The organism is Streptomyces sp. NBRC 110028 (assembly GCF_001417735.1).
Classification (GTDB): domain Bacteria; phylum Actinomycetota; class Actinomycetes; order Streptomycetales; family Streptomycetaceae; genus Streptomyces.
Genome location: NZ_BBUZ01000026.1, coordinates 17,676 through 43,184, shown reverse-complemented (window position 1 = coordinate 43,184; position 25,509 = coordinate 17,676). Strand labels below are relative to the sequence as shown.

The 25,509-nt window shown below is 72.6% G+C and carries 32 protein-coding genes; 13 read left to right on the top strand and 19 right to left on the bottom strand.

The annotated features are described in order from the left end of the window. Positions 1-53: 53 nt before the first annotated feature. Positions 54-1,259, bottom strand: a complete 1,206-nt coding sequence (locus ASC60_RS15585) for an FAD-dependent monooxygenase (RefSeq protein ID WP_055551236.1) — start codon at positions 1,257-1,259, stop codon at positions 54-56. A gap of 75 nt (positions 1,260-1,334) precedes the next feature. Between ASC60_RS15585 and ASC60_RS15580 the strand changes: the two genes are divergently transcribed. After that, positions 1,335-1,979 carry a TetR/AcrR family transcriptional regulator gene (locus tag ASC60_RS15580; protein WP_055551234.1) on the top strand — a complete coding sequence of 215 codons (645 nt, stop codon included), beginning with the start codon at positions 1,335-1,337 and terminating at the stop codon, positions 1,977-1,979. Between the two features lie 41 nt (positions 1,980-2,020). Beyond that, entirely contained in the window at positions 2,021-2,533 is a 513-nt protein-coding gene (locus ASC60_RS15575) for a DinB family protein (protein WP_055551232.1), read from the top strand. Here the strand turns inward: ASC60_RS15575 and ASC60_RS15570 are convergent. Together ASC60_RS15570 and ASC60_RS15565 are read right to left on the bottom strand one after the other, a co-directional pair. Beyond that, positions 2,530-3,012, bottom strand: a complete 483-nt coding sequence (locus ASC60_RS15570) for a hypothetical protein (RefSeq protein ID WP_055551230.1) — start codon at positions 3,010-3,012, stop codon at positions 2,530-2,532. The two genes, ASC60_RS15575 and ASC60_RS15570, sit on opposite strands and share 4 nt — an antisense overlap. Before the next feature lie 96 nt (positions 3,013-3,108). Further along, positions 3,109-4,089, bottom strand: a complete 981-nt coding sequence (locus ASC60_RS15565) for a YafY family protein (protein ID WP_055551228.1) — start codon at positions 4,087-4,089, stop codon at positions 3,109-3,111. Between the two features lie 82 nt (positions 4,090-4,171). Here ASC60_RS15565 and ASC60_RS15560 point away from each other — a divergent pair, with 82 nt between their 5' ends. Beyond that, positions 4,172-4,579: a DUF3224 domain-containing protein gene (locus ASC60_RS15560; protein ID WP_055551226.1), complete on the top strand. Its 408-nt coding sequence runs from the start codon at positions 4,172-4,174 to the stop codon at positions 4,577-4,579. Here the strand turns inward: ASC60_RS15560 and ung are convergent. The 6 genes from ung to ASC60_RS15530 form a co-directional block, all read right to left on the bottom strand. Beyond that, positions 4,564-5,259, bottom strand: coding sequence for a uracil-DNA glycosylase (gene ung / locus ASC60_RS15555; protein ID WP_055551223.1), 696 nt, complete (start codon positions 5,257-5,259; stop codon positions 4,564-4,566). The genes ASC60_RS15560 and ung overlap by 16 nt on opposite strands. 147 nt (positions 5,260-5,406) lie before the next feature. Beyond that, positions 5,407-6,171, bottom strand: coding sequence for an SDR family oxidoreductase (locus ASC60_RS15550; RefSeq protein WP_055551221.1), 765 nt, complete (start codon positions 6,169-6,171; stop codon positions 5,407-5,409). 21 nt (positions 6,172-6,192) lie between these two features. Beyond that, a complete protein-coding gene (gene fabG / locus ASC60_RS15545; protein WP_055551219.1) occupies positions 6,193-6,954 on the bottom strand; it encodes a 3-oxoacyl-ACP reductase FabG in 762 nt (253 codons plus the stop codon). A 146-nt stretch (positions 6,955-7,100) separates the two neighbouring features. Beyond that, positions 7,101-7,520 (bottom strand): DUF3037 domain-containing protein, encoded by a 420-nt coding sequence (locus ASC60_RS15540; protein ID WP_199830964.1) that lies wholly within the window; start codon positions 7,518-7,520, stop codon positions 7,101-7,103. Further along, the gene (locus tag ASC60_RS15535) at positions 7,493-8,317 is read right to left on the bottom strand and encodes a HipA family kinase (RefSeq protein WP_055551216.1); all 825 of its coding nucleotides are present in this window, start codon (positions 8,315-8,317) and stop codon (positions 7,493-7,495) included. The genes ASC60_RS15540 and ASC60_RS15535 overlap by 28 nt, the downstream gene beginning before the upstream one ends. Continuing rightward, positions 8,311-8,865 carry a hypothetical protein gene (locus ASC60_RS15530; RefSeq protein WP_055551213.1) on the bottom strand — a complete coding sequence of 185 codons (555 nt, stop codon included), beginning with the start codon at positions 8,863-8,865 and terminating at the stop codon, positions 8,311-8,313. The genes ASC60_RS15535 and ASC60_RS15530 overlap by 7 nt, the downstream gene beginning before the upstream one ends. A gap of 233 nt (positions 8,866-9,098) precedes the next feature. Between ASC60_RS15530 and ASC60_RS15525 the strand changes: the two genes are divergently transcribed. Beyond that, on the top strand, positions 9,099-9,434 hold the full coding sequence (locus tag ASC60_RS15525) for a hypothetical protein (protein ID WP_159043270.1): 336 nt from the start codon (positions 9,099-9,101) through the stop codon (positions 9,432-9,434). Here ASC60_RS15525 and ASC60_RS15520 read toward each other — a convergent pair. Continuing rightward, positions 9,382-10,005 (bottom strand): TetR/AcrR family transcriptional regulator, encoded by a 624-nt coding sequence (locus tag ASC60_RS15520; protein ID WP_063787147.1) that lies wholly within the window; start codon positions 10,003-10,005, stop codon positions 9,382-9,384. The genes ASC60_RS15525 and ASC60_RS15520 overlap by 53 nt on opposite strands. Before the next feature lie 217 nt (positions 10,006-10,222). Between ASC60_RS15520 and ASC60_RS15515 the strand changes: the two genes are divergently transcribed. After that, a complete protein-coding gene (locus ASC60_RS15515; protein ID WP_055551209.1) occupies positions 10,223-11,221 on the top strand; it encodes an aldo/keto reductase in 999 nt (332 codons plus the stop codon). Between the two features lie 402 nt (positions 11,222-11,623). Here ASC60_RS15515 and ASC60_RS43730 read toward each other — a convergent pair whose 3' ends face one another. Next, positions 11,624-11,749 (bottom strand): hypothetical protein, encoded by a 126-nt coding sequence (locus tag ASC60_RS43730; RefSeq protein ID WP_267892802.1) that lies wholly within the window; start codon positions 11,747-11,749, stop codon positions 11,624-11,626. A 46-nt stretch (positions 11,750-11,795) separates the two neighbouring features. Then, positions 11,796-12,218 carry a hypothetical protein gene (locus ASC60_RS15510; RefSeq protein WP_055551207.1) on the bottom strand — a complete coding sequence of 141 codons (423 nt, stop codon included), beginning with the start codon at positions 12,216-12,218 and terminating at the stop codon, positions 11,796-11,798. A 205-nt stretch (positions 12,219-12,423) separates the two neighbouring features. Between ASC60_RS15510 and ASC60_RS15505 the strand changes: the two genes are divergently transcribed. Beyond that, entirely contained in the window at positions 12,424-12,930 is a 507-nt protein-coding gene (locus ASC60_RS15505; RefSeq protein ID WP_055551205.1) for a Rieske (2Fe-2S) protein, read from the top strand. On the opposite strand, the gene ASC60_RS15500 is transcribed toward ASC60_RS15505, so the two are convergent. Then, a complete protein-coding gene (locus ASC60_RS15500) occupies positions 12,917-13,594 on the bottom strand; it encodes a cysteine hydrolase (RefSeq protein ID WP_055551203.1) in 678 nt (225 codons plus the stop codon). The genes ASC60_RS15505 and ASC60_RS15500 overlap by 14 nt on opposite strands. Positions 13,595-13,621: 27 nt before the next feature. On the opposite strand from ASC60_RS15500, the gene ASC60_RS15495 reads away from it, so the two are divergent. After that, entirely contained in the window at positions 13,622-14,089 is a 468-nt protein-coding gene (locus ASC60_RS15495) for a pyridoxamine 5'-phosphate oxidase family protein (RefSeq protein ID WP_055551201.1), read from the top strand. Between the two features lie 28 nt (positions 14,090-14,117). Here ASC60_RS15495 and ASC60_RS15490 read toward each other — a convergent pair whose 3' ends face one another. Continuing rightward, positions 14,118-15,023: a LysR family transcriptional regulator gene (locus tag ASC60_RS15490; RefSeq protein ID WP_055551199.1), complete on the bottom strand. Its 906-nt coding sequence runs from the start codon at positions 15,021-15,023 to the stop codon at positions 14,118-14,120. A 74-nt stretch (positions 15,024-15,097) separates the two neighbouring features. Between ASC60_RS15490 and ASC60_RS15485 the strand changes: the two genes are divergently transcribed. Beyond that, the gene (locus tag ASC60_RS15485; RefSeq protein ID WP_055551197.1) at positions 15,098-16,048 is read left to right on the top strand and encodes a DMT family transporter; all 951 of its coding nucleotides are present in this window, start codon (positions 15,098-15,100) and stop codon (positions 16,046-16,048) included. Between the two features lie 23 nt (positions 16,049-16,071). Here the strand turns inward: ASC60_RS15485 and ASC60_RS15480 are convergent, their stop codons facing one another. After that, the gene (locus ASC60_RS15480) at positions 16,072-17,406 is read right to left on the bottom strand and encodes an aminotransferase class I/II-fold pyridoxal phosphate-dependent enzyme (protein WP_055551195.1); all 1,335 of its coding nucleotides are present in this window, start codon (positions 17,404-17,406) and stop codon (positions 16,072-16,074) included. A 37-nt stretch (positions 17,407-17,443) separates the two neighbouring features. Between ASC60_RS15480 and ASC60_RS15475 the strand changes: the two genes are divergently transcribed. Next, positions 17,444-18,136: a pyridoxamine 5'-phosphate oxidase family protein gene (locus tag ASC60_RS15475; protein WP_055551193.1), complete on the top strand. Its 693-nt coding sequence runs from the start codon at positions 17,444-17,446 to the stop codon at positions 18,134-18,136. A gap of 15 nt (positions 18,137-18,151) precedes the next feature. Here ASC60_RS15475 and ASC60_RS15470 read toward each other — a convergent pair whose 3' ends face one another. Both ASC60_RS15470 and ASC60_RS15465 read right to left on the bottom strand, forming a co-directional pair. Further along, complete coding sequence (locus ASC60_RS15470; RefSeq protein WP_055551191.1) at positions 18,152-19,207, bottom strand: DMT family transporter; 1,056 nt, start codon at positions 19,205-19,207, stop codon at positions 18,152-18,154. Positions 19,208-19,239: 32 nt separating this feature from the next. Then, positions 19,240-19,767, bottom strand: coding sequence for a Clp protease N-terminal domain-containing protein (locus ASC60_RS15465; RefSeq protein ID WP_063787146.1), 528 nt, complete (start codon positions 19,765-19,767; stop codon positions 19,240-19,242). 236 nt (positions 19,768-20,003) lie between these two features. Between ASC60_RS15465 and ASC60_RS15460 the strand changes: the two genes are divergently transcribed. Both ASC60_RS15460 and ASC60_RS15455 read left to right on the top strand, forming a co-directional pair. Beyond that, entirely contained in the window at positions 20,004-20,555 is a 552-nt protein-coding gene (locus tag ASC60_RS15460) for an HAD domain-containing protein (protein WP_063787145.1), read from the top strand. Positions 20,556-20,621: 66 nt separating this feature from the next. Next, a complete protein-coding gene (locus ASC60_RS15455) occupies positions 20,622-21,050 on the top strand; it encodes an SRPBCC family protein (RefSeq protein WP_055551189.1) in 429 nt (142 codons plus the stop codon). A gap of 10 nt (positions 21,051-21,060) precedes the next feature. Here ASC60_RS15455 and ASC60_RS15450 read toward each other — a convergent pair whose 3' ends face one another. Beyond that, a complete protein-coding gene (locus tag ASC60_RS15450) occupies positions 21,061-21,702 on the bottom strand; it encodes a PadR family transcriptional regulator (protein ID WP_055551800.1) in 642 nt (213 codons plus the stop codon). 139 nt (positions 21,703-21,841) lie between these two features. Here ASC60_RS15450 and ASC60_RS15445 point away from each other — a divergent pair, with 139 nt between their 5' ends. After that, the gene (locus tag ASC60_RS15445) at positions 21,842-22,657 is read left to right on the top strand and encodes a PhzF family phenazine biosynthesis protein (protein ID WP_055551187.1); all 816 of its coding nucleotides are present in this window, start codon (positions 21,842-21,844) and stop codon (positions 22,655-22,657) included. A 22-nt stretch (positions 22,658-22,679) separates the two neighbouring features. Here ASC60_RS15445 and ASC60_RS15440 read toward each other — a convergent pair whose 3' ends face one another. Next, a complete protein-coding gene (locus ASC60_RS15440) occupies positions 22,680-23,450 on the bottom strand; it encodes a CPBP family intramembrane glutamic endopeptidase (RefSeq protein WP_079038425.1) in 771 nt (256 codons plus the stop codon). Positions 23,451-23,698: 248 nt separating this feature from the next. Here ASC60_RS15440 and ASC60_RS15435 point away from each other — a divergent pair, with 248 nt between their 5' ends. Beyond that, on the top strand, positions 23,699-25,498 hold the full coding sequence (locus ASC60_RS15435) for a substrate-binding domain-containing protein (RefSeq protein ID WP_370592926.1): 1,800 nt from the start codon (positions 23,699-23,701) through the stop codon (positions 25,496-25,498). The last annotated feature ends 11 nt before the right edge of the window (positions 25,499-25,509 follow it).

The following is a 25,509-nucleotide window of genomic DNA, read 5'->3' as shown; positions in this document are numbered from 1 at the left end:
CCTCCTGGTGTTCCACGTCCCGGCGGGTGTCCGGCGGCCCGCGTCCACCCTACTCAGGACGGCTGCCGGGGTGCCCGGGCCGGGGTTCCGGGCGGAGCCCAGTCGGCGATGCCGTCGAAGCCGCGCAGCAGCAGACCGGGGGCGAGGCGGGTGGCGGTGGCGACGGCGGCGTTCCGCAGGGCCACCGCGGGGGCGCCGGCCAGGGAGATCGCGCGGGCGGCGCGCGCGGAGCGGCGTACGACGTCCATGGTGCGCGGCAGCCGGTCGCGGGTGTACGCGGCGAGCGCACCGCCCGGGTCGGCGGCGGGGTCGGCGGCGTAGGGGGACAGGTGGTGGGCGAGGACGACGGCGTCCTCGATGGCCTGGTTGCCGCCCTGCCCCAGGGTGGGGGCCATGGCATGGGCCGCGTCGCCGAGGAGGGCGGTCCGGCCCCGGTGGTAGGCGGGCAGGGATGCGGTCATGGCCCGGACGTCATGGCGCAGGACGGCGCCGGGTTCGGCGGCCGCGAGGATGTCGGGGACCGGCCGGTGCCAGTGGCCGAAGAGCCGGAGCAGTTCGGCCTTCTCGCCGTCGGGGGCGTGGCCGCCGGGTGGGGTGAAGGCCGCCGCGTACGCGTAGACCCGGCCGTCCCGCATCGGCTGGCTGCCCCAGAGCCGCCCCCGGCCCCAGGTCTCATGGGGTTCGAAGGGGTGCTCGGGGGCGGGGACGACGACGCGCCAGGTGGTGAATCCGGCGTAGCGGGGTCCGGGGTGGCCGGGGAAGAGGGCGCGGCGCACAGCCGAGTGGACCCCGTCGGCGCCGACCACGAGGTCGGCCTCGCGCTCCCCGTCCGCCGTGGCGACCCGGGCGGGGCGGCGGGCGTCGCCGGGGTCGGTCAGCTCGGCGGGGGCTCCGGTGTGTACGCAGCCCTCGGGCAGCCGGGAGAGGAGCAGGTCGACGAGGGTGGCGCGGTGGAGCAGGACCACCGGGCCGCCGAACCGTTGCGCCACCGCCGCGCCGTCCATCCGGGCCAGCCGGCGCCCGCCGGGGGTGCGCAGCCCGCCGCCGCCCTGCCAGGCGGCCGACGCGCGGACCTCGTCGCCGAGGCCGATGGTGTCGAGGGCGCGCTGCGCGTTGGGGGCCAGCGCGATCCCGGCGCCCGACGGGTCGAGGGCGGCGCGCTCCAGCACGGTGACAAACCAGCCGCGGCGGTGCAGGGCCGCGGCGGCGGTGAGCCCGCCGACTCCGGCGCCGATGACGACGGCACGGGACTGTTCCATGACTCCTCCCCGGTCACTACAGGTGTAGTACCACTGAGGCTACTACAGCTGTAGTGCGGACGGTAGGTTGGCCGTATGACCGCTGATCACACCCCCTCCCTCGCCCTCGCGCCGGGCGGCTCCCGCTCCGAGCTGATCGCCGACACCGCCCTCGCCCTGCTGGCCGAGCGCGGCATGCGGGGGCTGACGCACCGCGCGGTGGACGAGGCGGCCGGGCTCCCGCCGGGTTCGACGTCGAACCACGCCCGTACCCGCGCCGCCCTGCTCAAGGCGGCCGTCCGGCGGCTGGCCGAGCGGGAGGCGCAGGTGCTGCGGCCGGACGAGATGCCCCACCCGGGCGACGGCCCCGGCGGGCCCGGCGACCCCGCCGCGGATCCGCTCCCCCGGCTGGCCGACGCGCTCGCCCTGGCGCTGCACCGCTCGCTCACACAAGCGCGCGCCCTGCTGATCGCGCGGTACGAACTGGCCCTGGAGGCGACCCGCCGCCCCGAACTGCGGGAGTTCTACGACGCGACGGGACGCGGCTTCCGCGAGCCGCTGGAGGCCCTGATGACCGCCGTGGGATCCGGCGCACCGCGGCGGCACGCCCAGTCCCTGGTCGCCTGGTGCGAGGGGCAGATGTTCAGCTGCGCGGCCGGGGCCGACCACGCCGCGGTCCCCGACCCCGCGGCGCTGCGCGCCGGGTTCGAGGAGCTGCTGCGCGGGATGCTGGGCCGATAACCCGTGGCGCGGCGGCGCGCCGGGGCCGCATGATGCTCGCCATGACGACTGCCGAACGCCGCGACGCGCCCCGCACCGCCGATGAACGCACCAGCCTGGAGGGGTGGCTGGACTTCCACCGCGAGACCCTGGCCCTCAAATGCGAGGGACTTGACGACAAGCAGCTGCGGGAGGCCACCGCGCCGCCGTCCGGGCTCACCCTGCTCGGGCTCGTACGGCACATGGCCGAGGTCGAGCGCAGCTGGTTCCGGCGGGTGCTGGACGGGCAGGACGCGCCGCCCATCTGGTACAGCGACGAGGACCGGGACGGCGATTTCCGGGTCACCGAAACGGACACCGGCGAGGCCGCCTTCGCGATCTGGCGGGACGAGGTCGCGAAGGCCCGTGCGGCCGCGGCGGGCCGCTCCCTGGATGAGGTCGTCACCCGCCGCGACCGCGGCCACGAGGAGTACAACCTGCGCTGGATCTACCTCCACATGATCGAGGAGTACGCCCGCCACAACGGCCACGCCGACCTCATCCGCGAGCGCGTCGACGGGGTCACGGGCGACTAGACGGGGGCTTCGGGGCCCTCAGGGGCGAGCCGCTGCCCCAGCCGGGTGATCCCGGCCCGCACCCGGTCCCCGTACGGATCGTCGCCGAGCGTGCCCGCGCATCCCCGGGCCAGCGCCAGCTGGCTGCGTGCCGCCGCCTCCTGGCCGAGCTTGGCGTAGTCGACGGCCAGGTTGAGGTGGAGCGCCGGGTAGAGGGCGCGCAGCCGGGGCGCGGCGGCGCGGGCGCCGGGCCCGTCGGCCGCGGCCAGGGCCAGCAGGTCCCACAGCAGCTCATCGGCCGGATCGTCCTGGGTGTCGGCGAGATAGTGGGCGAGGGCGCAGCGGTGGAACGCGTCGCCGTCGCCCGCGATCTCCCGCCACAGCGCGGCCAGCCGGTTGCGCGCCTCCTCGCGGTCGCCGCCCCGGTGCAGCATGACCGCCTGCCCGATCCGGGTCAGCACGGCGTCGTCCTCCGGCGCCTCCCGCCGTACCTCTCCCATCCGGTCCTCCCGCCTGCGCGCCGCCGGTTGTCGCCCCCGCCCGCGGCCGACGCTAGCCGGGAAGCCGTACGGCGCCCGTCAGGCGGGCCCATCGGGTCAGTCCGGCGGCCCGTACCGCTCGGCCAGTTCGGTGACGGCGCGCGCGACGGCCGTCCGCAGTTCGGGAGGGTTCAGCACCTCGGCGTCGGTGCCCAGCCGCAGCATGTCGTCGACGGCGACGGGCAGCGACTCCACGGGCAGCACCACCCGCACCCTCCCCCGGTCGTCGGGCGGGCCCGCACCGGCGGCGGCCACCGCGCCGATCGCGCCGAACTTCATCGGCAGCAGCCGCAGGCCCCGCTCGGTCAGCAGCAGTTCGGCCTCGCCCCGGAAGCGCGCGGTTTCCATGGCGCGGGCCGACTCCTGCCAGTAGGCGGCGAGGTCGAACCCGGCGGGGCGCTCGAAGACGTCCTCGAGCACCTCGGCGGCCAGGATCCGCGCCACGCGGTAGCTGCGGATCGACGCGTCCACCCGCGCCACCAGGTACCAGATGCCGCCCTTGAGGACGAGTCCGAGCGCGTGCAGGTCCCGGTGCACCTCGCCGCGCCAGCGCCGGTAGTGCACCCGCAGCACCCGTCGCCGCCACACGGCCTCGGCCGCCGCCGCGAGGTACGGCACCGGCTCGGCGTCCCGGAACCAGCCGGGCGCGTCGAGGTGGAAGCGCTCCTGGATGCGGCGTGAGCGTTCGTCCAGCTCGGGCGGCAGCGCGGCCCGCAGCTTGAGCTGGGCGGTGGTGAGGTCGGCGCCGAGGCCCAGTTCGGCGGCCGGGCCCGGCATCCCGGCGAGGAAGAGCGAGTCGGCCTCGTCGCCGGTGAGCCCGGTCAGCCGGGTGCGGTAGCCGTCCAGCAGCCGGTAGCCGCCGGCCGGGCCCCGGTCGGCGTACACCGGCACGCCGGAGGCGCTCAAAGCGTCGATGTCACGGTAGACGGTACGGACCGACACCTCCAGCTCCGCGGCGATCTCCGGCGCGGTCATCCGGCCCCGGTTCTGCAGCAGAAGGAGCAGGGAGAGCAGGCGGTCGGCACGCATGCGGTCCATTGTGCGCCGTACCTGACAGAAGGTGTCAGGTACGGCGGGCAGAGTCCTCCTCACCAGCACGGCCTGATCGAAAGGACCCGCCATGACCACGCACGCCACCGGAACCTTCACCTTCGCCGACTGGCAGGAGAAGCCGGTCGGGGAGGCCGCGGGCGGGGCGAAGCTCGCCCACGCCACCGTGACCAACGGCTACTCGGGCGCGATCACGGCGTCCGCCACCGCCTGTCAGTACGCCATCGTCTACCTCCCCGACAAGACCGGCGGCTTCTCGGGCCACGAGCTGGTGGACGGGGAGCTCGACGGCCGCCGGGGCAGCTTCGTCCTCGCCCAGCACGGCACCTTCGGCGAGGACGGCACGGTGCGGTGCGCCTTCGAGGTGGTGCCCGGCTCGGGCTCCGGCGAGCTGACCGGGCTCACCGGTGCGGGCTCCTTCACCGCCCCGCCGGGCATCCAGGCCGTCCGTTACGCCTTCGACTACGAGCTGGGCTGAACCGGGCCGAGGTCCGGGATCCGCCAGTCGACCGGCGTGTGCCCCTGGGCCTTCACCGCCTCGTCGATCTGGGTGAAGGGGCGCGATCCGAAGAACTTCTTCGCCGACAGCGGCGAGGGGTGCGCGCCCTTCACCACCGCGTGCCGCTCCTCGTCGATCAGCGGCAGCTTCTTCTGGGCGTAATTGCCCCACAGGACGAAGACGGCCGGGTCGGGGCGGGCGGCCACCGCGCGGATCACCGCGTCGGTGAACTTCTCCCACCCCTTGCTCTTATGGGAGTTGGCCTCGCCGCCGCGGACCGTCAGCACCGCGTTGAGCAGCAGGACGCCCTGCCGGGCCCACGGCATCAGATAGCCGTTGTCCGGGACGGGGTGGCCCAGCTCCTCCTTCATCTCCTTGTAGATGTTCCGCAGCGACGGCGGGGTCTTGACGCCCGGCCGCACCGAGAAGCACAGCCCGTGCCCCTGGCCCTCGCCGTGGTACGGGTCCTGCCCGAGGATCAGCACCTTCACCTGGTCGTACGGAGTGGCCTCCAGGGCGGCGAAGACCTCGTCGCGCGGCGGGAAGACCGGCCCCCTGGCCCGCTCCTCCTCGACGAACTCGGTGAGCTCCTTGAAATAGGGCTTCTCCAGCTCCTCGCCGAGGACGCCGCGCCAGGACTCGGGCAGCACGTAGGGCACGTCAACAACCTCCGGTCGTGTTCCGTTCACGGTCACGAACCTACCGGCGGCCACCGACAACGCCGCACGCGGCGTGGGGAGAACGGGCGCGGGCCCGGTACCGGAAGCGGTGCCGGGCCCGCGCGTCGTGGCGGATTGCCGGGGCGGTCAGCCGACGCCCGCGTTGAGGAAGACACCGCCGTCGATGACGAGCGTCTGGCCGGTGATCCACGCGGCCTGCTCGGAGGTGAGGAACGCGGCCGCGCCCCCGATGTCCTCCGGCACGCCCAGCCGCCCGAGCGGATACGCCGCGGCGGCCTCCGCCTCCCGCCCCTCGTACAGGGCGGTGGCGAACTTGGTCTTCACCACGGCGGGGGCGATCGCGTTGACCCGCACGCCCGGCGCGAACTCGTGGGCGAGCTGCGCCGTGAGGTTGATCATCGCGGCCTTGGAGACGCCGTACGCGGCGATGAACGGCGAGGGGGACAGCCCGGCGACCGAGGCCATGTTGACGATCGCGCCGCCGTTCTCCTTCTGCCACGCCTTCCACGTCTGCTGCGCGAAGCCGAGCGCCGAGACGACGTTGGTCTCGAAGACCTTGCGTATCACCGCGAGGTCGAGATCGGCGATCGGCGAGTAGACGGGGTTCGTACCGGCGTTGTTGACGAGGTAGTCGACGCGCCCGAACGCCTCCATCGCGTGCTCGACGGCGGCCGCCTGGTGCGCCTCGTCATGGGCCTTGCCGGGGACGCCGATCACCCGGTCCGAGCCCAGCCGCTGGACGGCCTCCCTCAGGGCTTCCTCGTTGCGGCCGGTGAGGCACACCCGGTCGCCGCGCGCCACCATCGCCTCGGCGATGGCGTAGCCGATGCCACGGCTGGCGCCGGTGACGAGCGCGGCCTTGCCGCTGTCCGCTGCGATCTCTTTGGTCATGGGATTCGTCCAGCTCCTGTATCAGTTGAGCGGGCCGCCGGCCACGTACATCACCTGGCCGGAGACGAACCCGGCCGCGTCCCCGGTGAAGAAGGCGACGGCGTTCGCGATGTCGGCCGGCTGCCCGACCCGCTGCACCGGGATCTGGCTCGCGGCGGCCTTCTGGAAGTCGTCGAAGCCCATGCCGACGCGCTCGGCGGTCGCGGCGGTCATGTCGGTGGCGATGAACCCGGGCGCCACGGCGTTGGCGGTGACCCCGAACTTGCCCAGCTCGATGGCGAGGGTCTTGGTGAAGCCCTGCATACCGGCCTTGGCCGCCGAGTAGTTGACCTGGCCGCGGTTGCCGAGCGCGGAGCTGCTGGAGAGGTTGACGATCCGTCCGAACCCGGCGTCCACCATGTGCTTCTGGCAGGCGCGCGACATCAGGAACGCGCCTCGCAGGTGCACGTTCATCACTGTGTCCCAGTCGGACTCGCTCATCTTGAAGAGCAGGTTGTCGCGGAGCACACCGGCGTTGTTCACCAGGATCGTCGGCGCGCCCAGCTCTTCGGCGACACGCCCGACCGCGGCCTCCACCTGCCCGGCGTCGGACACGTCGCAGCCCACGGCGATGGCCTTGCCGCCCGCCGCGGTGATCTTCTTCACGGTGTCCGCGCAGGACGCCTCGTCGAGGTCGAGCACGGCGACGGCGCGGCCCTCCTCGGCCAGCCGCACGGCGGTCGCCGCGCCGATGCCGCGGGCCGCGCCCGTCACGATGGCGACACGCTGCTCGTTGGTGGACATGCGGGTTCTCCTCGCCTCGGTAGCGGCTCACCGTCCCGGCACCCCGGGGATGAGCAACCGCTTAGTCGCTTCAGCAGACGAGACGCTATGAGGCCCGCCGCCCACTGTCAACGACCCGCTGTGATGCCCTTGCTCACCCTCGCCCGTCAGCGCACCAGCAGGTCGAGCAGCCGCTCGACCTCCGCCTCCGCGTCCGTGGTCAGCCCGGTGTGCACCGGGCCCGGCTGGACGACCGTGGAACGCGGCGCGACCAGCCAGCGAAACCGCCGCCCCGGCTCGTCACCGGCCGCCTGACCGGCCTGTTCCCCCCCGCGGCAGACGCCCTCCACCGCGTGCAGCGCGGCCCGTACGCCCGCCACGTCCGCCGACGGGTCGAGCGCGAGCAGCCGGGTCTCGTCCAGATGGGTGCGGGCCGCCACGAAGGACGTCGCGCGGCAGTAGACGACGACGCCCGCGTTGATCAGCTCACCGCGCTCCACCCGGGGAACGACCCGCACCAGCGCGTACTCGAACACATCCCGGCCATGGTGCAGCCCGCTCACTTCGCTGCCTTTCCGTCGACCCATACGCGCAGCCAGTCGGGAGCTTTCGACGGCCCGCCGCCGGAGCGCTCCCCGAGCGTGATCCTTCCACCGATCGCCCCGGCCCGCTCCAACAGCACGCCCACATAGGCGCGGCGCACCGCGTCCGGGCTGTCGAAGCCGGGCTCACCGTCCAGCCAGGCGTCCGGGACGTCGGCGGTGACCTCGGTCAGCAGCTCCTCGGTGATCCGCGGCGCGAGCGCGGCCGCGGCCGCCGCCACGTCGGGTGCGAAGGGGGCGAGTACGTGGTCGGAGGCGTCGTACGGCTTGGTGGCGGCCGCGTCCAGACCGCGCCAGCTGTGGTGCCAGATCATGGTGGCGCCGTGGTCGATGAGCCACAGCTTGCCGTGCCACACCAGCAGGTTCGGGTTGCGCCAGGACCGGTCCACGTTCCCGACGAGCGCGTCGAACCACACCACCCGTCCGGCCTCCGCCGCGCCCACCTCGAAGGCCAGCGGGTCGAAGCCGAGCGAACCGGGCAGGTAGTCCATGCCCAGGTTGAGCCCCCCGCTGGCCTTGAGCAGCTCCTGCACCTCCTCGTCCGGCTCCCCCATCCCGATCACCGGATCGAGCTGGATGCCCACCAGCTCCGGCACCCGCAGCCCCAGCCGGCGGCCCAGCTGCCCGCAGATGACCTCGGCGACGAGGGTCTTCCGGCCCTGCCCCGCGCCGATGAATTTCATGACGTAGGTGCCGAGATCGTCGGCCTCGACGATGCCGGGGAGCGACCCGCCCTCACGCAACGGCGTGACGTAGCGGGTCGCGGTGACTTCGGTCAGCATTTCCCCAGGCTATACGCCCGTCTGACCGTGCTGCGGCACACATCCTTGGGCGCAGCCGCCCACTGCCGGGGCTTCGCACCTTCGGCCTGCGGCGGGATGACGCCGGCCTTCGCGAGGGCGGGCTTCCACCCGTAGGAGTTCCATGCGTTCACCGCGACAACATCGCCGTAGCGAGAGGTCAGCAGAAGCGGGAACTTCTTACGCGCCGCGTCCTCGCCCGGCCCTCTCCAAGGGAGCTCCACCTCGACCGGAGGGAAGCGCTCGATGTGCTGCCCCAGCTCTGGCAGCCACTGAGGCGGGCATGTCCACACTGCGGTCTTCCCACCCTTCGGAAGGGCGTACTTCCCACCCAGGGCCTGCACCTGCTTCCGGACATGCAGCACGCCACGCGCCCAGTCGATGTCCTCCGGGCCGACGCCGAACACCTCCCCTTGGCGCAGCCCGCACCCCAGACCGGGCGCCACCGCTATGCCATGTCGCTCGCCGATCAGGTCCCGGACGCGAAGCGCGGTCTCCAGCGGCCACGCCTCACGACGGTCCTTCGACACCTTCGGCCATCGCACCGACTACGACCGCATCGTATTCCTGATGATCCGCCGGTCGTCCGCGGCGGTCTCCAAAACCTTTCTCTCGCATGTGGCAAGTCGCGACAATCCTGGTCAACTCCTGCAATTCATCGACCCCTTACTCGGCTACGTGCGTGAGGGAGCGCTGACCGGTCGACATGGCAGAAGAGCCGGCGGGGGGCCTCCGGGGCAGTGACATACGGATTGCAACGCCCGTGACGCCGGTGGATGTCGCCGCTCACCGGGTCCGGGTAGAGGCCGTGCTCGGCCGTACGGCACGCGCACTGCGCCTGGCTGAGCAGGTGGAGGAGGTCGACGCGTTGCATCGCGAGGGGCGGGTCCGGTTCTACCTGACCTTGGCCCGCGCACACTTGCAGGCGCGTGACCAGTCGGGTGCCGTGCTCGCCCTGATGCAGGCGGACCGCGACTGCGGGGAGGAGATGCGGTACAACCTCTACGCTCGGCATCTGCTCCGCCAGGCGATCTCTCAGGACAGCGTCACGGTGCGGCACGATCTGCATCAGCTCGCGGAGAGCGCGGGGATCGTGTGACCGGGCCGGAACAGCCGGCGCGCAGGCCGTCCCAGACCACGCCAAGAACTCGCTGGGGCCCGGCCATGCCACCGTCGTTGCGGTGTCGGGCGAGGATGAGGCCGGTGATCAGCGCCATGAGATCGGCCACGCTGATGTCGTCGCGGATGGCCCCTACCTGCTGTGCCTGGAAGAGCAACTTGCCGATGACGCGGCGCAGATGGAGGCGGGCCTGTGGAACCGCGGCGGACGGTTCGATGTCGTCGCCGGCGAGTGCGTCCATCATGTCCTTGCGGACGCTGCCCTCCTCGATGGTCAGGGAGAGAAAGGTGAGCAGCGCCTCGGCCGGCTCAGCGGCATCTATCAACTGTTCTGCCTGGTCGACCAGTTGTTGCAGCCTGCCCAAGATGATCACCTCGAAGAGCACCTCTTTGCTGGAGAAGTGCCGGTAGACGGTGCCGGACCCCACCCCCGCGCGCCGGGCGATCTCATCCAGGGGAACGGCCAGGCCCTCCGAAGCGAACGCCTCCTGGGCGGCCTTGAGCACGCGCGCCCGGTTGCGCTGGGCGTCGGAGCGCAGAGGAGCAGCCAAGCGGGGACCTCCCCCCGCTTGGCCGGGAGAAGGCTTGTCAGGCCTCGACGTTTCGTTCGTGTTCGCCATGTATGTCTCCTGTTTGAACATTGACAACCGGGGAGACCGTTCCGTATCGTCTCCCCCGATCCTGCGGTCGGATTCTAGAGCGCTTTACACGGGCCGGGTCCGGGCCGTACAGAGAATCCCACGGGAATCCGAGAAGAGGACCACCGAGTTGAGCGCCTTACCGATTCCGCACCGCCGTCCGGGCCGAACAGGACTGGAAGTCTCCGCCCTGGGCCTGGGGTGCATGGGAATGAGTCAGACGTACGGAACTCCCAACGATGACGAGTCCATCGCCACGATTCACCACGCCCTCGAGATGGGCTGCAATTTCTTCGACACCGCGGAGTCATACGGCCCGTTCGTGAATGAGGAACTCCTCGGCCGGGCGCTGCGCGGACGGCGGGAACAAGCAGTGATCGCAACGAAGTTCGGCTGGGAGTACGAAGGAACCCGGCGCGGCGCACTGAACAGCCAGCCCGAACACATTCGCCGCGTCGTGGACGCCTCGCTGTCTCGCCTGGACACGGACTACATCGATGTGCTCTACCAGCACCGGGTTGACCTGGAGGTCCCCATCGAGGAGGTCGCGGGCACCGTCGGCGACCTCATCGCGACGGGAAAGGTGGCCCACTTCGGTCTGTCCGAGGCCGGGGCGGGAACCATCACAAGGGCGAACAAGGTCTGCCCAGTGGCGGTGCTGCAGACCGAATACTCCCTGTGGGAACGCCACCTGGAGCAGGAGATTCTTCCCACGATCCGTGAACTCGACATCGGGCTCGTCGCCTACTCCCCGCTGGGCCGGGGTTTTTTGACCGGATCGGCGATGCGTGCGGAAGACTACCCGGAGACCGACTACCGCAAGCACGACCCGCGTTTCCAGGGCACCAATTTCGACACCAACACCGCCGCGGCCGACGTGGTACGCGAACTCGCCCGCGAACTGTCGGCCACACCCGCCCAAGTCTCCCTCGCCTGGCTTTTACACAAGGGCGAGGACATCGTACCGATCCCCGGCACGAAACGGCGCGTCACGCTGACCGAGAACCTGGCTTCCGCTCAACTGAAGCTCGATGCCCAGATGATGCGGCGGCTGGACGAGGCACTACCGGCAGCGACAGTCGCCGGGACGCGCTATCCGGAAAGCGTCATGCACATGAACGGCCGCTGATGCAGCGCCGTACGCGTGTTCTCCTCTGATCGACAGGGGACTGACGCTTCAGATCGACGCGCTTTCCAGGCGTCAACTCGAAAATCAACGGGGGAAGAAATGTTCCGTAAGCGGTATCACCTGGCAGTCGTCATGGGGCTCGGTGCCGGCCTCCGCCAAGGAGAAGCCTTTGGACTGGCGGAGGAGGACGTCGACTTCTCATCGGGCGTCGTTCACATTCGGCGGCAGCTGCGTTGGAACGAGAAGGGGCGGCCGTACTTCTGCCTTCCGAAGGGCCAGAAGACGAGGACGGCTCCGCTCTCCCCGAATCTGGCTCACCCTGCCCGAGAGCACTTCCGGCGCTTTCCCTCCGTCACACACACTCGTCCCTGGCGCAACGCCGAACCTCACCAAAAGCGCAGGTCATCGGCGTTGCCCAGGGAAATACATGCCGTACGTGCCGAGATCGTCGGCCTCGACGATGCCGGGGAGCGACCCGCCCTCACGCAACGGCGTGACGTAGCGGGTCGCGGTGACTTCGGTCCGCATTTCCCCAAGCTATCCGACACGCCGACCTCGCGATCCTCCACAGGGATCAGCCGCAGTGGCCGGTGCCCTTCGTGGAATACGTGGTGATGCCGCCCTCCCAGGTCACGCACTGCCCGCGGGCCTGAAGGTAGACGGGCCCGGCGTAGGTGGTGAACCGGCCGCTGTCGGTCGCCTTCCCCTCCCGCTCCGAGCTGAGCGAGGCGAACATGTACACCGCCGCCCCGGCCCTGGCGCGAATGGTGACCACACAGTTCTCGCCGGTCGTCTGGTTGTACGTCAGGAAGGTGGTGCCCAGGTTCTCCATGTCGGCGGAGTCGATGACCTTGTGGCCGGCGCCACAGGCCCCGTTGTACTTCGCGACCGGGCCGACCGACTCCGCCGCGGACGCGGGCCCGGCAAGGGCCAGCCCACCGCCCACGGCGACGATGGCGACGGTCGTGACGGCGGCGGTGCGACGTGCGAGCTTCATGGGGTTCCCCTCGTTGATGTGGTCCCTCGTTGATGTGGTCCGTGACATGAGACCGGACGGCCTCCGGGTTGGTTGTGGCCTCGCCGCGTCACAGTTCTGTCACCGCCGGAGCGATCACGCGGCCCAAGAAGACGCCCGACGGTTGAACGCATGAGCGCCGCGCTGCGTATGGAAGCGAAACGTCCCTGGATCAGGAGGCACCACCATGACGCAGCCGGAAACCACCGGATGGGGCACCACCCGTCGCGCCGTCGTCTCCGCTGCCGGAGCGGCCGGGCTGGCCGCCGCCCTCACGGCCTGCGGTAAGGACGACGGCGGCGGGTCGGGCGACTCGCAGAATGCCGGTTCCGCACAGGAGTCGGCCGGCGCCGGGCAGTCGGGCGCGGCCGGATCGGGAGGCGACAACGCGGGGGGCGGCGGGGGCGGGATGGAGCTGGCCAAGACCTCCCAGATACCGGAGGGCGGCGGCATGGTCTTCAAGGAGCACAAGGTCGTGGTGACCCAGCCCTCGTCGGGGCAGTTCAGGGCGTTCTCCTCGATCTGCACCCACCAGGGGTGCTCGGTCGGTGACGTGTCGGACGGCACCATCAACTGCCCCTGCCACCAGAGCAAGTTCGACATCAGCGACGGCAGCCCGAAGGGCGGACCGGCCACGAAGCCGCTGCCCGGCGCCAAGATCAAGGTGGAGGGCAGCTCGATCAAGATGGCCTGAGCGGCTGCCAGCAGGCGAGGACGTCCTCGGTCGAGGTGACGGTCGCGACGAGGGCGAGGGTGTGGCGGACCATCGCCGGGGTGTACGAGGCGGGCACCCCGGCGATGGCGTCCGCGGGCACCACGGCCGTATAGCCGAGGTTGACCGCGTCGAAGACGGCGTTGGGTATGGCCACATTGGCCGACACGCCGACGACGACCAGGGTGCGGCAGCCCAGGTTGCGCAGCAGCGCGTCCGCCCCGGTCCCGGCGAGCGGCGAGAGGCCGTGCAGCCGCCGTACCAGCAGATCCTCCGCGCCGACCGGCACCGGTTCGGCGATCCGTACCGCGTCGCTCCCGGTGAGCTGCCGCACCGGCAGCCGCTCGGCGGCCCGGAACAGCGGCGCGTTGCGGTTCGCGCCGCGCCCGTCGGCGCGCCGTTCGGCCACCGCGTGCAGCACCGGTACGCGCATGTCGTGGGCGGCCGACACCAGCCGGGCGACACGCCCGAGCGCGCCGGACTCCCGGGCCTCGGCTGCGAGTTCGGGCAGGGCGCTGCCCGGTCCCACGACGCCGCGCTGGCATTCCACGGTGAGCAGGGCGCAGCCCTCGGGCCGAAGGAGTTCGGAAAGCGACACGGCGGCCTCCTGGCGTCTCGCGCCGGGAGGGTAACGGCCATTGCGCATGGAGGGAAGAGTCGCGATTCTGTGCGGATGACCGTCACCCAGCGGCGGGGACGCCGCATCATGATGACCCCGGCCGAGCTGGACGCCTTCCTCACCGAACAGCGCACCTGCCGGGTCGCGACCGTGTCCGCGGACGGGCGGCCGCACATCAGCGCGCTGTGGTTCGCCTGGGACGGCACGGCCCTGTGGCTCTACTCCCTGACCCGCAGCCGCCGCTGGGCCGAGCTGCGCAGCGATCCGCGGCTCGCGGTGATCGTCGACGACGGGCACGACTACGGCGAGTTACGCGGCGCCGAGCTGAGCGGCGCGGCTGCCTTCGTCGGCGAGGCGCCGCGCTCGGGCGCGCCGTGTCCCGAACTCGACGCGCCGGAGCGGATGTTCGCGGCGAAGTACTTCGGGCTGGACGCCATGCCGCACGACGGGCGCCACGCGTGGCTGCGGCTGGTCCCGGACACAGTCAGCTCCTGGGACTTCCGCAAGCTGCCCCAGGGCTGAGCGTGTCGTACGGACCTGGCTCAGCCGGTCAGTCGACGATCTTCTCCCCCACCGACCGCAGCACGTCCACCGCCGCGCGGATGGAGGGCCTGCGGTCGGCGTCGGCGCGCCAGATCGCGTAGACGTGCCGGCGCATCGTGGGCGGGCTCACCGGCACCATCCGCACGCCCTCGGGCACCGGGCCCCGGCCGAGCCGGGGGATGACGCCGATGCCGAGCCCGGAGGCGATCAGCGCGAGCTGGGTCTGGTGCTCCCGCGCGGTGTGCCGGATGTGTGGCTCGATGCCCTTGCCGCGCAGGGTCACCATCAGCCAGTCGTAGCAGAACCCGCCCTCGGGCCAGGACACCCACTCGTCGTCCACGAAGTCCTCCGGCTCGACCGCGCGGCGGTCGGCGAAGGGGTGGTCCGCGGGCATCGCCACGTCCACCAGGTCGTCCAGCAGCGCCGCCTTGACCAGCCCGCCGGGCACCGGCAGCGGCTTGTTGTACCAGTCGAGGACGACCGCCAGGTCGATGTCGCCGCGCACCACCGCGGGCACCGACTCGTCCGGCTCCATCTCCTGCAACCGGGCGCGCAGCTGCGGGTGTTCGGACCGCATCCGCTCCAGCGCGGCGGGGAAGAGGCCGCGGACGGCGGTCGGGAAGGCGCCCAGCAGCAGCTCGCCGACGGCGTGCCCGCGCTGGGCCTCCAGATCCGCCTGGGCCAGCTCCACTTGGGACAGGATCCGCGCCGCGTGGTCGGAGAGCAGCCGCCCGGCGTCGGTGAGCCGCACCCCTCGCCCGTTCTTGGCGAGCAGTTGCTGTCCGGTCTCCCGCTCCAGCTTGGACAGCTGCTGGGAGACGGCCGAGGTGGTGACGTGCAGCCCCTCGGCCGCGCCGCTCACGGAACCGTGCCGGGCCACGGCGTACAAGGTGCGCAGGCGATCCAGATTCATGTAAGGAATGCTACGTGAAAAAGCATATGAATTCTCGCTTGTTCTAATAAGTCGCAGCCAGCACTGTAGATGCCATGACCTCAGCGACCACCGCGGCGTCCTCCCCTGCCACCGGACAGCCCGCCGAACAGCCCCCCGAACCCGCCGCCCGCCCACGGCGGTTGCTCGACTGGCGGATCCGCTTCGGCGTGCTCGCCCTGGTCTGGGGCTTCAGCTTCCTGTTCATCAAGGTGGGCACCGAGGCGTTCGCGCCGCTGTACGTCACGCTCGGCCGGATGCTGTTCGGCACGGCCGTCCTCCTCGCGGTGGCGGTGGCGAAGCGGGAGCGGCTGCCGCGCGGGACCCGGGTGTGGGGCCATCTGGCCGTGGCCGCGTTCTTCCTCAACGCCCTTCCGTTCTCGCTCTTCGCCTACGCCGAGACGACCATCCCCTCCACCCTGGCCGGGATCTGCAACGCCGCCTCGCCCCTGTGGGGCATGGTCGTCGCGGTGGCCGTCGTCTCCGACGACCGCCCGACCCGGCAGCGCGTGGCGGGCCTGGGCCTCGGCTTCGCCGGGGTCCTGATCGTGCTGGGCGCGTGGCAGGGCTTCTCCGGCCAGGACCCGGTGGGCACGGCCCTCGCACTCACCGCCTCGCTCAGCTACGCGATCGGCTGGGCCTACGTCCGCCGCACGCTCGCCGGGACCGGGAACTCCCATCTGGCCATGTCCTCCGGCCAGTTGCTGCTCGGCACGGTCCAGCTCGCGGTGGCCGCCCCGCTCGCCGCGCCGGCCCCCGGCTCCTACCCCATCCTCCCCCTGCTGTCGGTGCTCGCCCTGGGCGCCCTGGGCACCGGTGTCGCCTTCCTGATCCAGTACGGCCTGGTGGATGAGGTCGGCCCGACGACGGCGATGATGGTGACGTACTTCGTCCCGGTGATCGCCACGGCGGCGGGCGTGCTGATCCTCGGCGAACACCTCGACTGGAACACGCCGGTGGGCGCCCTGATCATCCTCGTCGGCGCGGCCCTCACCCAGCGCCGGTAGATCCACCGGAAGCACGTGACCCATCAGTCCGTCCGGCCCGCCGGGGCCGGCCCCCTCGCCACCGCCGACGCCACCGCGTCGGCGAGCCCGGCCACTTCTTCGGCGCGCAGCGGTGAGACCGTCAGCCGCAGCCCCGGCCCCGAGGCCACCCGGAACCGGGCGCCCGGCGCGGCCGCCCAGCCCGCGGACAGCAGGCGGGCCACCGCGCCCGTCTCGTCGGGCACCGGCACCCAGACGTTCATCCCGCTGCGCCCGTGCGCGGCGACTCCCCGCTCCCGCAGAGCGCTCACCAGGGCGTCACGGCGCGCGTCGTATGCCGCCGCGACCGCCACCGGGTCCACCGCGCCGGTGCGCCACAGCCACGTCACGGCGTCCTGCAGCAGATGACTCACCCAGCCGGGGCCGAGGCGCTGCCGTCCGCGCAGCCGGTCCAGGGTGACGGCGTCGCCGGTGAGCACCGCCAGGCGCAGATCGGGGCCGTACGCCTTGGCGGTGGAGCGGACCAGGACCCAGTGGTCCGTGCCGCCCGCGAGCGGACGCAGCGGCAGGTCCACGATGCCGTGGCCGTGGTCGTCCTCGATGAGCACCACGCCGGGGTGGCCCGCGAGAACGGTGCGCAGCTCATGGGCGCGCGCCGCGCTCACCGCCGCGCCCGTCGGGTTCTGCGCCCGGTCGGTGACGACCAGCGCCCGCGCCCCCTGGCGCAGCGCCCGCTCCACCTCCTCCGGCAGCGGCCCGTCGTCGTCGAGCCCGACGGGCACGGTGCGCAGCCCGAGCGCCGGGATCAGGTCGAGCAGACTGCCCCAGCCGGGGTCCTCGACGGCGACCGCGTCACCGGGCCGCAGATGAGCGGCGAGGACGCGCTCGATGGCGTCGAGCGAGCCGGAGGTGACGGCGACGGGCCCGTCCGGCACGCCGTCCGCGTCGAAGGCGGCGCGCGCCGACTCGCCGAGGGCGGGGGCGACCCCCGGCGCGCCGTACAGCGTGGGGCGGTCGGCGGCGCGCGCGGCGGCCTCCGCGAGGGCCGCGCCGAGCGGCGGCAGCAGGGCGGGGTCGGGGTTGCCGGCCGCGAGGTCGCGCGCGCCCGGGGCCTCGACCCGAAGCCACTCGCGGGGTGTGCTCGCGGGGCGCGCCCGTACCCGGGTCCCCCGGCGGCCCGCCGTCTCGACGACCCCGCGCTCGCGCAGGACGCGATAGGCGGCCGCGACGGTGTTCGGGTTGACGCCCAGCCGCGTGGCCAACTCCCGCTGTGGCGGCAGCGCTTGGCCGGGCGACAGCGATCCGGCGCCGACCGCCCGCTCCACACTGGCCGCGATCTCCGCTGCGCCACGGCCTTCGATCGGATATTCTCCTAGCACAAAACATAGTTTGCACTAGTTCAATGGGAGTGCGCAAATGAGTGCGACCACCGAGCCGACCACCGAGCCGCACGACACCGCCTACGCGGCGACCGACCGCACCACCCCGACCCGCGCCCGGGAGCGCGCCTCGTACGACGCGGACGTGGTGCACGGGATCCTCGACGCGGCGTACGTCTGCCACCTGGGCTTCATACGCGACGGTGCCCCGGTCGTCCTGCCGACCCTCTACGCCCGGTCCGGGACCCGCCTCTACGTCCACGGCTCGACCGGCTCGCGCCCCCTGCGGATGGCGGGCGCCGAGGACCCGGGGCTGCCGGTGTGCCTGACGGTCACCCACGTCGACGGCCTGGTGCTCGCCCGCTCGGCGTTCCACCACTCGATCAACTACCGCTCGGTGGTGGTGCACGGCACCGCCCGTCAGGTGCTCGACGACACCGAGCGCGCGGCGGCGCTCGACGCGATCGTGGACCATGTGGTGCCGGGCCGGGCCGCCGACTCCCGCCCCGCGAACGCGAAGGAGCTGGCCGCCACCGCCGTGCTCCGCCTCGACCTCGACGAGGTCTCCGCCAAGATCCGCGCCGGTGGCCCCAACGACGACCCGGAGGACATGGCGCTGCCGTACTGGAGCGGCGTGATCCCGGTCGCCCGGACCTACGGCGCGCCCGTCCCCGCGGACGACCTGGCGCCGGGCACACCCCTGCCCGGCTATCTCGCATCGCTGGACTAGGGGGTGTCAGAGGGCTTACGGGGCCGGGTGTCCGGGGCGGTCCTCCGGGGGCTCGTCCGCCACCGCGTGGCGGTGCCCCCGCGCGGCCGCGGCGCCCGCGGGCTCGACGGGGGACGGTCCCGCCGCCACCGGCTCCGCCCCCGCAGCCTTCGGCGCCGACGTCTGCGCGATCAGCGCCCCGCCCAGCACCACCGCACCGCCGACGACCTGGGCCACGCCCAGGTGTTCGTCCAGCAGTACCCAGGCCAGCACCGTCGCGACCACCGCCTCCAGGCAGGCCACCACCCCGGCCACCTGCGGCGAGAGCCGGCGCACCGAGAGCACCCCGGTCAGATACGCGATCACCGTGGCCACCAGCACGATCCAGCACAGCAGCAGCACCGCGGGCACCCGCGTGCCCGCGAGGTCGGCCTGCCCCGTGAGCACCGGCCAGTGCAGCTCCCACGGCCGGGCGATCACCGTCAGCACCGCGGCGCCGATCAGCAGCCCGTAGGCGATGACCCCGAGCGGATCGGCGGCGTCCTGCCCCTCGCTGCCGTGGTCGGACAGGACGAAGTAGCCGACCTGGCAGCAGGCGGCGCCGAGGGCGAGCACCAGCCCCAGCGCGTCGAAGCTCAGCCCGGACCACACCTCCACCACACACGCGAGCCCGCCCACGGCGAGGACGACGCCGGCCGCGGCCGCCCGGCTCACCGGCCGCCGCTGGACGAACCGGACCCATCCCAGCACCAGCGCGGGCGCGAGGTATTCGACGAGCAGCGCGACCCCGACCGGGATGCGGGAGAGCGCGGCGAAGTAGCAGGCCTGGACGCCCGCCACGGCCAGCAGGCCGAAGCCCAGGAGCAGTCCGGGGCGCCGCAGCGGCAGGCGGCGGTGGCGCCAGACCAGGGGCAGCATGACGAGGGCGGCGCCCGCCACTCGCAACCAGGTGACCTGCAGCGGTTCCAGCCCCGCCCCGATCAGCGGTTTGGCGGCGACGCCCGAGCCGCCGAACGCGAGCGCCGAGACCAGGGCGAGCCCCAGACCGACACCCCTGCCCTGATCATGGCGCTGCCCTCGCGTGTGGTGCATCGGGCCATCATGTCAGCCCGATGTCAGGACCGTCACCCCGTACGCGCCTGGCACGGCGCGCCTTCCAGCGCCGTCACCAGCAGGTCCACATCCACCCCGGCCCGCCGCAGCACCTCCACGGCCCGGCACTGCCGGTCGTAGGTGAGCGCGGCGAGGAGGTCGGGGCCCTCGGCGAGGAACGCGCCCCGCGTCACGGCGCGCCCGACCGCCGACGCCATGGCGGCAGCGGCGGCCGGGGACCAGCCGGGCACCCCGTCACCGGCACCGGTCACGGAGTTCTCGACCGTGCCGCTCCACCGGATCCCGTAGCCGATGGTGCGCTGCACCAGATAGCCGAGCAGCCGCACCACTTGGGGCGGGCCGCCGGCGAACGCGCCCCACACCCGCGGCTCGTTCTCCACCAGGGTGTGCAGCAGATGGGCCGTGTCCAGCTGGTTGTCCCCGTCGCGTACGGCGCGGCGGCGGGCCCCCGTGACCACGGCGGTCAACGGCTCGCTCAGCCGGTCCTCGAACCCGGAACCGGCCGGGTCGGGGGAAGCGGAAAGGGCAGGACTTCGCACGCTCTCACCCCATCAGTCCCTTGAGGCCGAAGCGTCCTCAGCGGGAAGCATGTGCGGGTCCCACGGTAGTTGGGCACGGATGACCGGAAATCATCCTCGGGGAGGAGAGGACCCGGCGTTCCTCCCGGCCCTGGAACCCCTCGAAACTCCCGCGACGCGCAACCGGCGCCGCTCCGGGTCCGTCCCCCCAATCACCACCGCGCCTTTCCGCCGCACAGTGCCGCCAAGGAGTGACGATGACCGCCCGGCCGCTGCTCTTCCTGGACATCGACGGTGTTCTCAACCCGGTCCTGCCGACCGACGGGTTCACCGCCTACGACGTACTCGACTTCACCGTCCTCCTCTCCGTCACCCACGCCGACTGGCTGCGCGAGCTGTCCGCCACCTACGAACTCGTCTGGGCCACGACCTGGGAGCACGAGGCCAACCGTCATATCGCGCCACTCCTCGAACTGCCCCGGCTTCCGGTCGTGGAGTTCACGGGCTACGAGCCGCGGCCGGACGATCCGAAGCTGCCGGTGCTCGACCTCCTCACGGGCCGCAAGTGGGCGCCGATCCTGCGGTACGCCGCGGGCCGCCCGTTCGCCTGGGTGGACGATGTGATCCCCGAGCGGCTGGCGGCCCGGTCCCGCCTGCGGCGCGACCGGCTGCTGCTGCCGGTCGACCCCGCGCACGGGCTGCGCCGGGAGCACGTCGACCGGCTGCTGCGGCACCCGCCCCGGGCGCGCCGCCTGCGGCGCCCGCGGCCGCAGACGGTGCGCCCATCACTGACGGGGCGTCAGTATTGAATGTTCCCGGCGGCGGGGCTACGGTGCGCAGCCCCGCCGCCGGACACCCGGAAGGGACATGACCCCATGGCCGAGGTCAGCGCTCAGTTACGCATCGAGGCACCGGTCGAGAAGGTGTGGGCCCAGCTCACGGACTTCGCCACATACGGCGACTGGAACGTCACCCACACCGGCTTCCCCCGGGGCGCCCCCGCCTCACTGGAGGCCGCGGCGACCTACCAGGAGAACATGCGGCTGATGGGCTTCCCCGCCGAAGTGACCTGGACCGTCGAGGAGTACGCACCCGGGCGGGTGCTCGCCACCCGGGGCAAGGGCCCGATGGGCGTGAACCTCGGCATGCGCTACGCGCTGGCGCCGGACGGGGACGCGACGACGGTCCGCGTCGACGGCGACTTCACGGGGGCGGCGGTGTCCCTGATGGCCGGAAAGCTCAAGGACTCGGCGGCCGCGGCGCTGAACGAGTCGCTGCGCAAGCTCGCCGCGCTGGTGGCGTAGCCCCCCTGTTTCAGCCCTCGTCGCCCTCCTCTTCGTCCTGCTCGGCGAGGATCAGATACAGCCGCTTGCGCGACTCGTTGATGACGGACAGCGCCTTCTGCCGCTGCTCGGGGCTGCCCGTCTTCCAGACCTGCGCGAACGCCTCCATCAGCCCGAAGCCGGCCTGCCGGACCTCCTGCATGGCCTCCCAGTCGATGCCGCGCCCGGCCTCTTCCCACGGGGCCTGCGGCCCCGCCTCGGCCTCGGCGAGCCCGGCCTCGGTGAGCGCGTACAGCTTCTTGCCCCCGTCGCTCTCACTGCTGATCATCCCCTCGTCCTCGAGGAGCTGCAGCGTCGGATAGACCGAGCCGGGGCTCGGCTTCCACGCTCCCCCGCTGCGCTCGGCGATCTCCTGGATCATCTCGTAGCCGTGCATCGGACGGTCCTTGAGAAGGGCCAGGATCGAGGCGCGCACATCGCCGCGCCGCGCCCGGCCGCCGCGGCGCCCGCCGCCGCCATGGCCGCGGCCGCCGAACGGGGGGCCGCCGAAGGGGGACCCGCCGAAGCCGCCGGGTCCGGGACCGAACGGCCCGAAGGCCGCGCGCCGCTCCTCGAAGTCACCCCGGTCGCGCCGGCCGGGTCCGCGGTGCTCATGTCCACGGTGATACCTCATCATGACGCTCCTTTCATCGTCGATCCATCACGATGCCTCAACGATATATCGGAACCGGTCGGATGACAATGCCGGAACGAGTCCACCCTTCGGGGATTGGCCATGGTCCGGCGCGCCGGCCGCCGCCTACGGTCGGGCCATGCGGATACGAATCGTCGACGCCTTCACCGACCGCCCCTTCGCGGGCAACCCGGCGGGGGTGGTCCTCCTGGACACCGGCGCCTTCCCGGACGACACCTGGCTCCAGGAGGTCGCCGCCGAGGTCAACCTGTCGGAGACCGCCTTCGCCCACCCGCTTCCCCCCGGGGCCGGGGCCGACTGGGCGCTGCGCTGGTTCACCCCGGCCACCGAGGTCGCCATGTGCGGTCACGCCACGCTCGCGACCGCCCATGTGCTGCGTACGACGGGCGCCGCGACCGGCACCGTACGGTTCGCCACGCTCAGCGGGGTGCTGTCCGCGACCGGCGACCCCAGCGGCACGATCACCCTGGACTTCCCGACCGCCCCGCTCACCGAGGTCCCGGTGGCGGGCGAGGTGGCCGACGCGCTCGGCGCCACGGTCGTCTCCGCCCACGACACCGGTCCCCAGGTGGGCGATCTGCTGGTGGAGCTGGCCGATGAGAAGGCCGTACGGGCCCTCGACCCCGACCTCGCCGCACTCGGGCGGCTCGTCAAGCGGGCCGTCATCGCGACCGCGCTCCCCGAGGACCCGGCCCGCGGCCATGACTTCGTCTCGCGCGTCTTCGCCCCCGGCGTCGGCATCGACGAGGACCCGGTGACCGGCAGCGCGCACACCGCGCTCGCGCCCTTCTGGTCCGCCCGGCTCGGCCGCGGGGAACTGACCGGCCTCCAGGCCTCCGCCCGCACCGGGCTGGTCCGCACCACTGTGCGCGGCGACCGTACGCTGCTGGCCGGCCGGGCCGTCACGGTCATCGACGGGGAACTGCTCGTCTGAACGGCCTGCCGGGGGCGGGGCGTCAGGCGGTGGGCAGCCAGCCCACCTTGCCCGCCAGCAGGGCGTAGCCGACGAACGCCACGATGTCGATCAGCGCATGCGCCGCGACCAGCGGTCCGACCCGCCCCCACCTGCGGTAGAGCAGGACGAAGACGACGCCCATCGCCATGTTGCCGAAGAAGCCGCCGATCCCCTGGTAGAGGTGGTACGAACCGCGCAGCACCGAGCTGGCCAGCAGCGCGGCCATCGGCGTCCAGCCCAACTGCCCGAGCCTGCGCAGCAGATAGCCGACCACGACCACCTCCTCCAGCACGGCGTTCTGCACGGCGGAGACGATGAGCACGGGCAGCTTCCACCACACCTCGGGCAGCGCCTCGGGCACCACCGTCAGATTGGCCCCCGCCGCCCGCGCGCCCAGGTAGAGCAGCAGCCCGGTGCCGCCGATGCCCGCCGCCACCGCGGCGCCCCACCCCAGGTCGGAGCGCGGCCGGGTACGGTCGAAGCCGATCGCGCGCAGCGCGGCGCCCTCCCGCAGCAGCAGATGGGCCACAAGTGCGACCGGCACCAGCGCGGTCGCGATCCCGAACAGCTGCCAGGCCAGGTCCAGCCAGGGGCGGCCGGGCGCCTGGGAGGCGTTGAGGGTGGCCGCCTGATCCTTGAGCCCACCGGGCTTGGTCACCGAACCGATGAAGCTGATCAGCGCGGACAGGGCGCTCGCGCCGAGCGACAACGCCAGCACCAGCAGCGTCTCGTCGCGCAGCATCCGCCGCGGCAGGTCGCCCTCGGGCAGCATCGCCCCGCGCGCCTCTGACTGCACTCCTGCCTCCACTTCCGCTCTTCCTGCCTCATCGGCGCGCCCGCCCCGCTAAGGTCTCGAAAACACATCCGAGATCGCGCACGAGCAGGCTGGGCCGGGCGCCATCCGCCGGCGCGCCCGTCCCGCCTGACAGCGTCATCTTCCAGGAGAGACAGATCGCCATGGGACGCCACAGCCAGCCCGACGAATCCGACGGTCCCGACTACTCCGGCATCTTCGATGCCATGGACCGCGCCGATCACACCGATCACGCGGATCACACCGGACGCATCGATCACTCCGCACCGGACAATACGGGGTCCAGACCCGGCGCGTCCTCCCGACGCCGGACCGTGGCGATCTCCACAGCGCTGGTACTGGCCGTCGCGGCCGGCGCCGTGGTGGTCTTACGCGGCGGACTGCTGCCGTCCGCCGGCTCCTGCCGCAGCAACGCGGTGCGGCTCTCCGTGGCCGCGTCTCCCGACATCGCCCCGGCGCTGCGCACCGTGGCCGACCACGCCCGGAAGGCGGGCATCCGGTCCGATGGCCGCTGTCTGGACGTGAGGGTCGCCAGTCGCCCGGCGTACGAGGTCGCCAAGGCGCTCGGCGACACGGGCCGCTCCCCGGGGTTCCAGGTATGGGTGCCGGACTCCAGCGTCTGGGTCGAGCGCGCGGCCACCTCCCCGGTCCGCGCCGCGCCCCTGGACACGCTCGGCGGGGTCGCCTCCTCGCCGGTCACGGTCGCCGCCACGGCCACGGCGGCCGACCGGCTGGGCTGGCCGGACAAGACGTACGACTGGGCGCGCCTGGCCGAGGCGGGAAGCGGCGGCGACGGCCCCCGGCTGAACACCGCCGACCCGGCACGCAGCGCCACCGGGCTGCTCGCCCTCGCCCGGATCAACGGGTCCATCGCCAAGGCGGGCGCGGCCGGCGGAAAGGCCGCGGCCGATACGCGCGCCGCGGCCAACGCCAAGCTCCTGTCCCAGCGGGCCGCCGCGACCGACGCCGCCCTGCTGACGTCACTGCCCCGGCGCGAGGAGGCGGTGGTCCTGTCCGAGCAGGCCGCCTTCGCCCACAACGCGAAGGCCGACGGTGCCTCCCGCCTCGGCCTGTTCTATCCGAAGGACGGCACGGCCGAGCTGGACTACCCGTACACGGTGCTCAACGACCGCGAGCTGACCACCGTACGGGCGCGGGCCGCCACCCGCTTCATGACGCTGCTCACCGACGCCCCCGGCCGCGCCGCCCTGCGCAAGGACGGCTTCCGGACGCCGGACGGCAAGGTCAGCGAGGACGTGGCACGGGCCGCGGGCGGCCGCACCCCCCAGCCGTACGCGGTCACGCCCTCGCCCGGGCCGTCCGCCCGCGAGGTCGAAGCGGCCCTGGGCATGTGGACCATCACCGTGCAGAGCGCCCGGCTGAACACGGTCGTCGACGCCTCGGCGTCGATGAACGACCCGGTGCCGGGCCGCCCCGGCCAGAGCCGGATGGACGTCACCAAGGCATCGCTGCGGCAGGCCCTTTCGCGGTTCACCGCGGGGGACGAGATCGGGCTGTGGGAGTTCTCGACCGAGCTGGACGGCGACCGCGACTACCGGGAACTGGTCGCGGCCCGGCAGCTCGGGGCGCGCACCCCGGACGGAACCGGCCAGCGGGATGTGCTGTCAGCCGCCTTCGCCGCGCTGAAGCCGCTCCCCGAGGGTTCGACCGGGCTGTACGACACCACGCTGGCCGCCTACAAACACGCCCAGGACACCTTCGTACGGGGCAAGTTCAACGCGGTGGTGCTCCTCACCGACGGCGCCAACCAGGATCCGGACGGCATCTCGCGCTCCGCGCTGGTGAAGGAGCTGAAGGGGCTGGTCGACCCGGACCGCCCGGTGCCGCTCATCGCCATCGCTGTCGGTCCGGACGCCGACCAGGCCGCGTGCCGCGAGATCGCCCGGGCGACCGGCGGATCGGCGCAGCGGGTGAACGACCCCGCGCAGATCAACACGGCCATGCTCAAGGCCATCGTCGCCGCGGGCGAGGCCGGGGCGCCCTAGGCTCTCGGCGC

Bases quoted from the DNA above. Each gene is read 5' to 3' on its own strand.
- ASC60_RS15540 (WP_199830964.1), bottom strand. From the start codon at position 7,520: ATGGGTCGACGGAAAGGCAGCGAAGTGAGCGGGCTGCACCATGGCCGG.
- ASC60_RS15490 (WP_055551199.1), bottom strand. From the start codon at position 15,023: ATGAATCTGGATCGCCTGCGCACCTTGTACGCCGTGGCCCGGCACGGT.
- ASC60_RS15575 (WP_055551232.1), top strand. From the start codon at position 2,021: ATGACGACTGCCGAACGCCGCGACGCGCCCCGCACCGCCGATGAACGC.
- ASC60_RS15510 (WP_055551207.1), bottom strand. From the start codon at position 12,218: ATGAAGCTCGCACGTCGCACCGCCGCCGTCACGACCGTCGCCATCGTC.
- ASC60_RS15455 (WP_055551189.1), top strand. From the start codon at position 20,622: ATGGCCGAGGTCAGCGCTCAGTTACGCATCGAGGCACCGGTCGAGAAG.
- ASC60_RS43730 (WP_267892802.1), bottom strand. From the start codon at position 11,749: ATGCGGACCGAAGTCACCGCGACCCGCTACGTCACGCCGTTGCGTGAG.
- ASC60_RS15450 (WP_055551800.1), bottom strand. From the start codon at position 21,702: ATGAGGTATCACCGTGGACATGAGCACCGCGGACCCGGCCGGCGCGAC.
- ASC60_RS15550 (WP_055551221.1), bottom strand. From the start codon at position 6,171: ATGACCAAAGAGATCGCAGCGGACAGCGGCAAGGCCGCGCTCGTCACC.
- fabG (WP_055551219.1), bottom strand. From the start codon at position 6,954: ATGTCCACCAACGAGCAGCGTGTCGCCATCGTGACGGGCGCGGCCCGC.
- ASC60_RS15500 (WP_055551203.1), bottom strand. From the start codon at position 13,594: ATGCGCAATGGCCGTTACCCTCCCGGCGCGAGACGCCAGGAGGCCGCC.
- ASC60_RS15435 (WP_370592926.1), top strand. From the start codon at position 23,699: ATGGACCGCGCCGATCACACCGATCACGCGGATCACACCGGACGCATC.
- ASC60_RS15560 (WP_055551226.1), top strand. From the start codon at position 4,172: ATGACCACGCACGCCACCGGAACCTTCACCTTCGCCGACTGGCAGGAG.
- ASC60_RS15535 (WP_055551216.1), bottom strand. From the start codon at position 8,317: ATGCTGACCGAAGTCACCGCGACCCGCTACGTCACGCCGTTGCGTGAG.
- ASC60_RS15580 (WP_055551234.1), top strand. From the start codon at position 1,335: ATGACCGCTGATCACACCCCCTCCCTCGCCCTCGCGCCGGGCGGCTCC.
- ASC60_RS15505 (WP_055551205.1), top strand. From the start codon at position 12,424: ATGACGCAGCCGGAAACCACCGGATGGGGCACCACCCGTCGCGCCGTC.
- ASC60_RS15445 (WP_055551187.1), top strand. From the start codon at position 21,842: ATGCGGATACGAATCGTCGACGCCTTCACCGACCGCCCCTTCGCGGGC.
- ASC60_RS15440 (WP_079038425.1), bottom strand. From the start codon at position 23,450: ATGCTGCCCGAGGGCGACCTGCCGCGGCGGATGCTGCGCGACGAGACG.
- ASC60_RS15485 (WP_055551197.1), top strand. From the start codon at position 15,098: ATGACCTCAGCGACCACCGCGGCGTCCTCCCCTGCCACCGGACAGCCC.
- ASC60_RS15460 (WP_063787145.1), top strand. From the start codon at position 20,004: ATGACCGCCCGGCCGCTGCTCTTCCTGGACATCGACGGTGTTCTCAAC.
- ASC60_RS15475 (WP_055551193.1), top strand. From the start codon at position 17,444: ATGAGTGCGACCACCGAGCCGACCACCGAGCCGCACGACACCGCCTAC.
- ASC60_RS15495 (WP_055551201.1), top strand. From the start codon at position 13,622: ATGACCGTCACCCAGCGGCGGGGACGCCGCATCATGATGACCCCGGCC.
- ASC60_RS15565 (WP_055551228.1), bottom strand. From the start codon at position 4,089: ATGGACCGCATGCGTGCCGACCGCCTGCTCTCCCTGCTCCTTCTGCTG.
- ASC60_RS15470 (WP_055551191.1), bottom strand. From the start codon at position 19,207: ATGCACCACACGCGAGGGCAGCGCCATGATCAGGGCAGGGGTGTCGGT.
- ASC60_RS15570 (WP_055551230.1), bottom strand. From the start codon at position 3,012: ATGGGAGAGGTACGGCGGGAGGCGCCGGAGGACGACGCCGTGCTGACC.
- ASC60_RS15585 (WP_055551236.1), bottom strand. From the start codon at position 1,259: ATGGAACAGTCCCGTGCCGTCGTCATCGGCGCCGGAGTCGGCGGGCTC.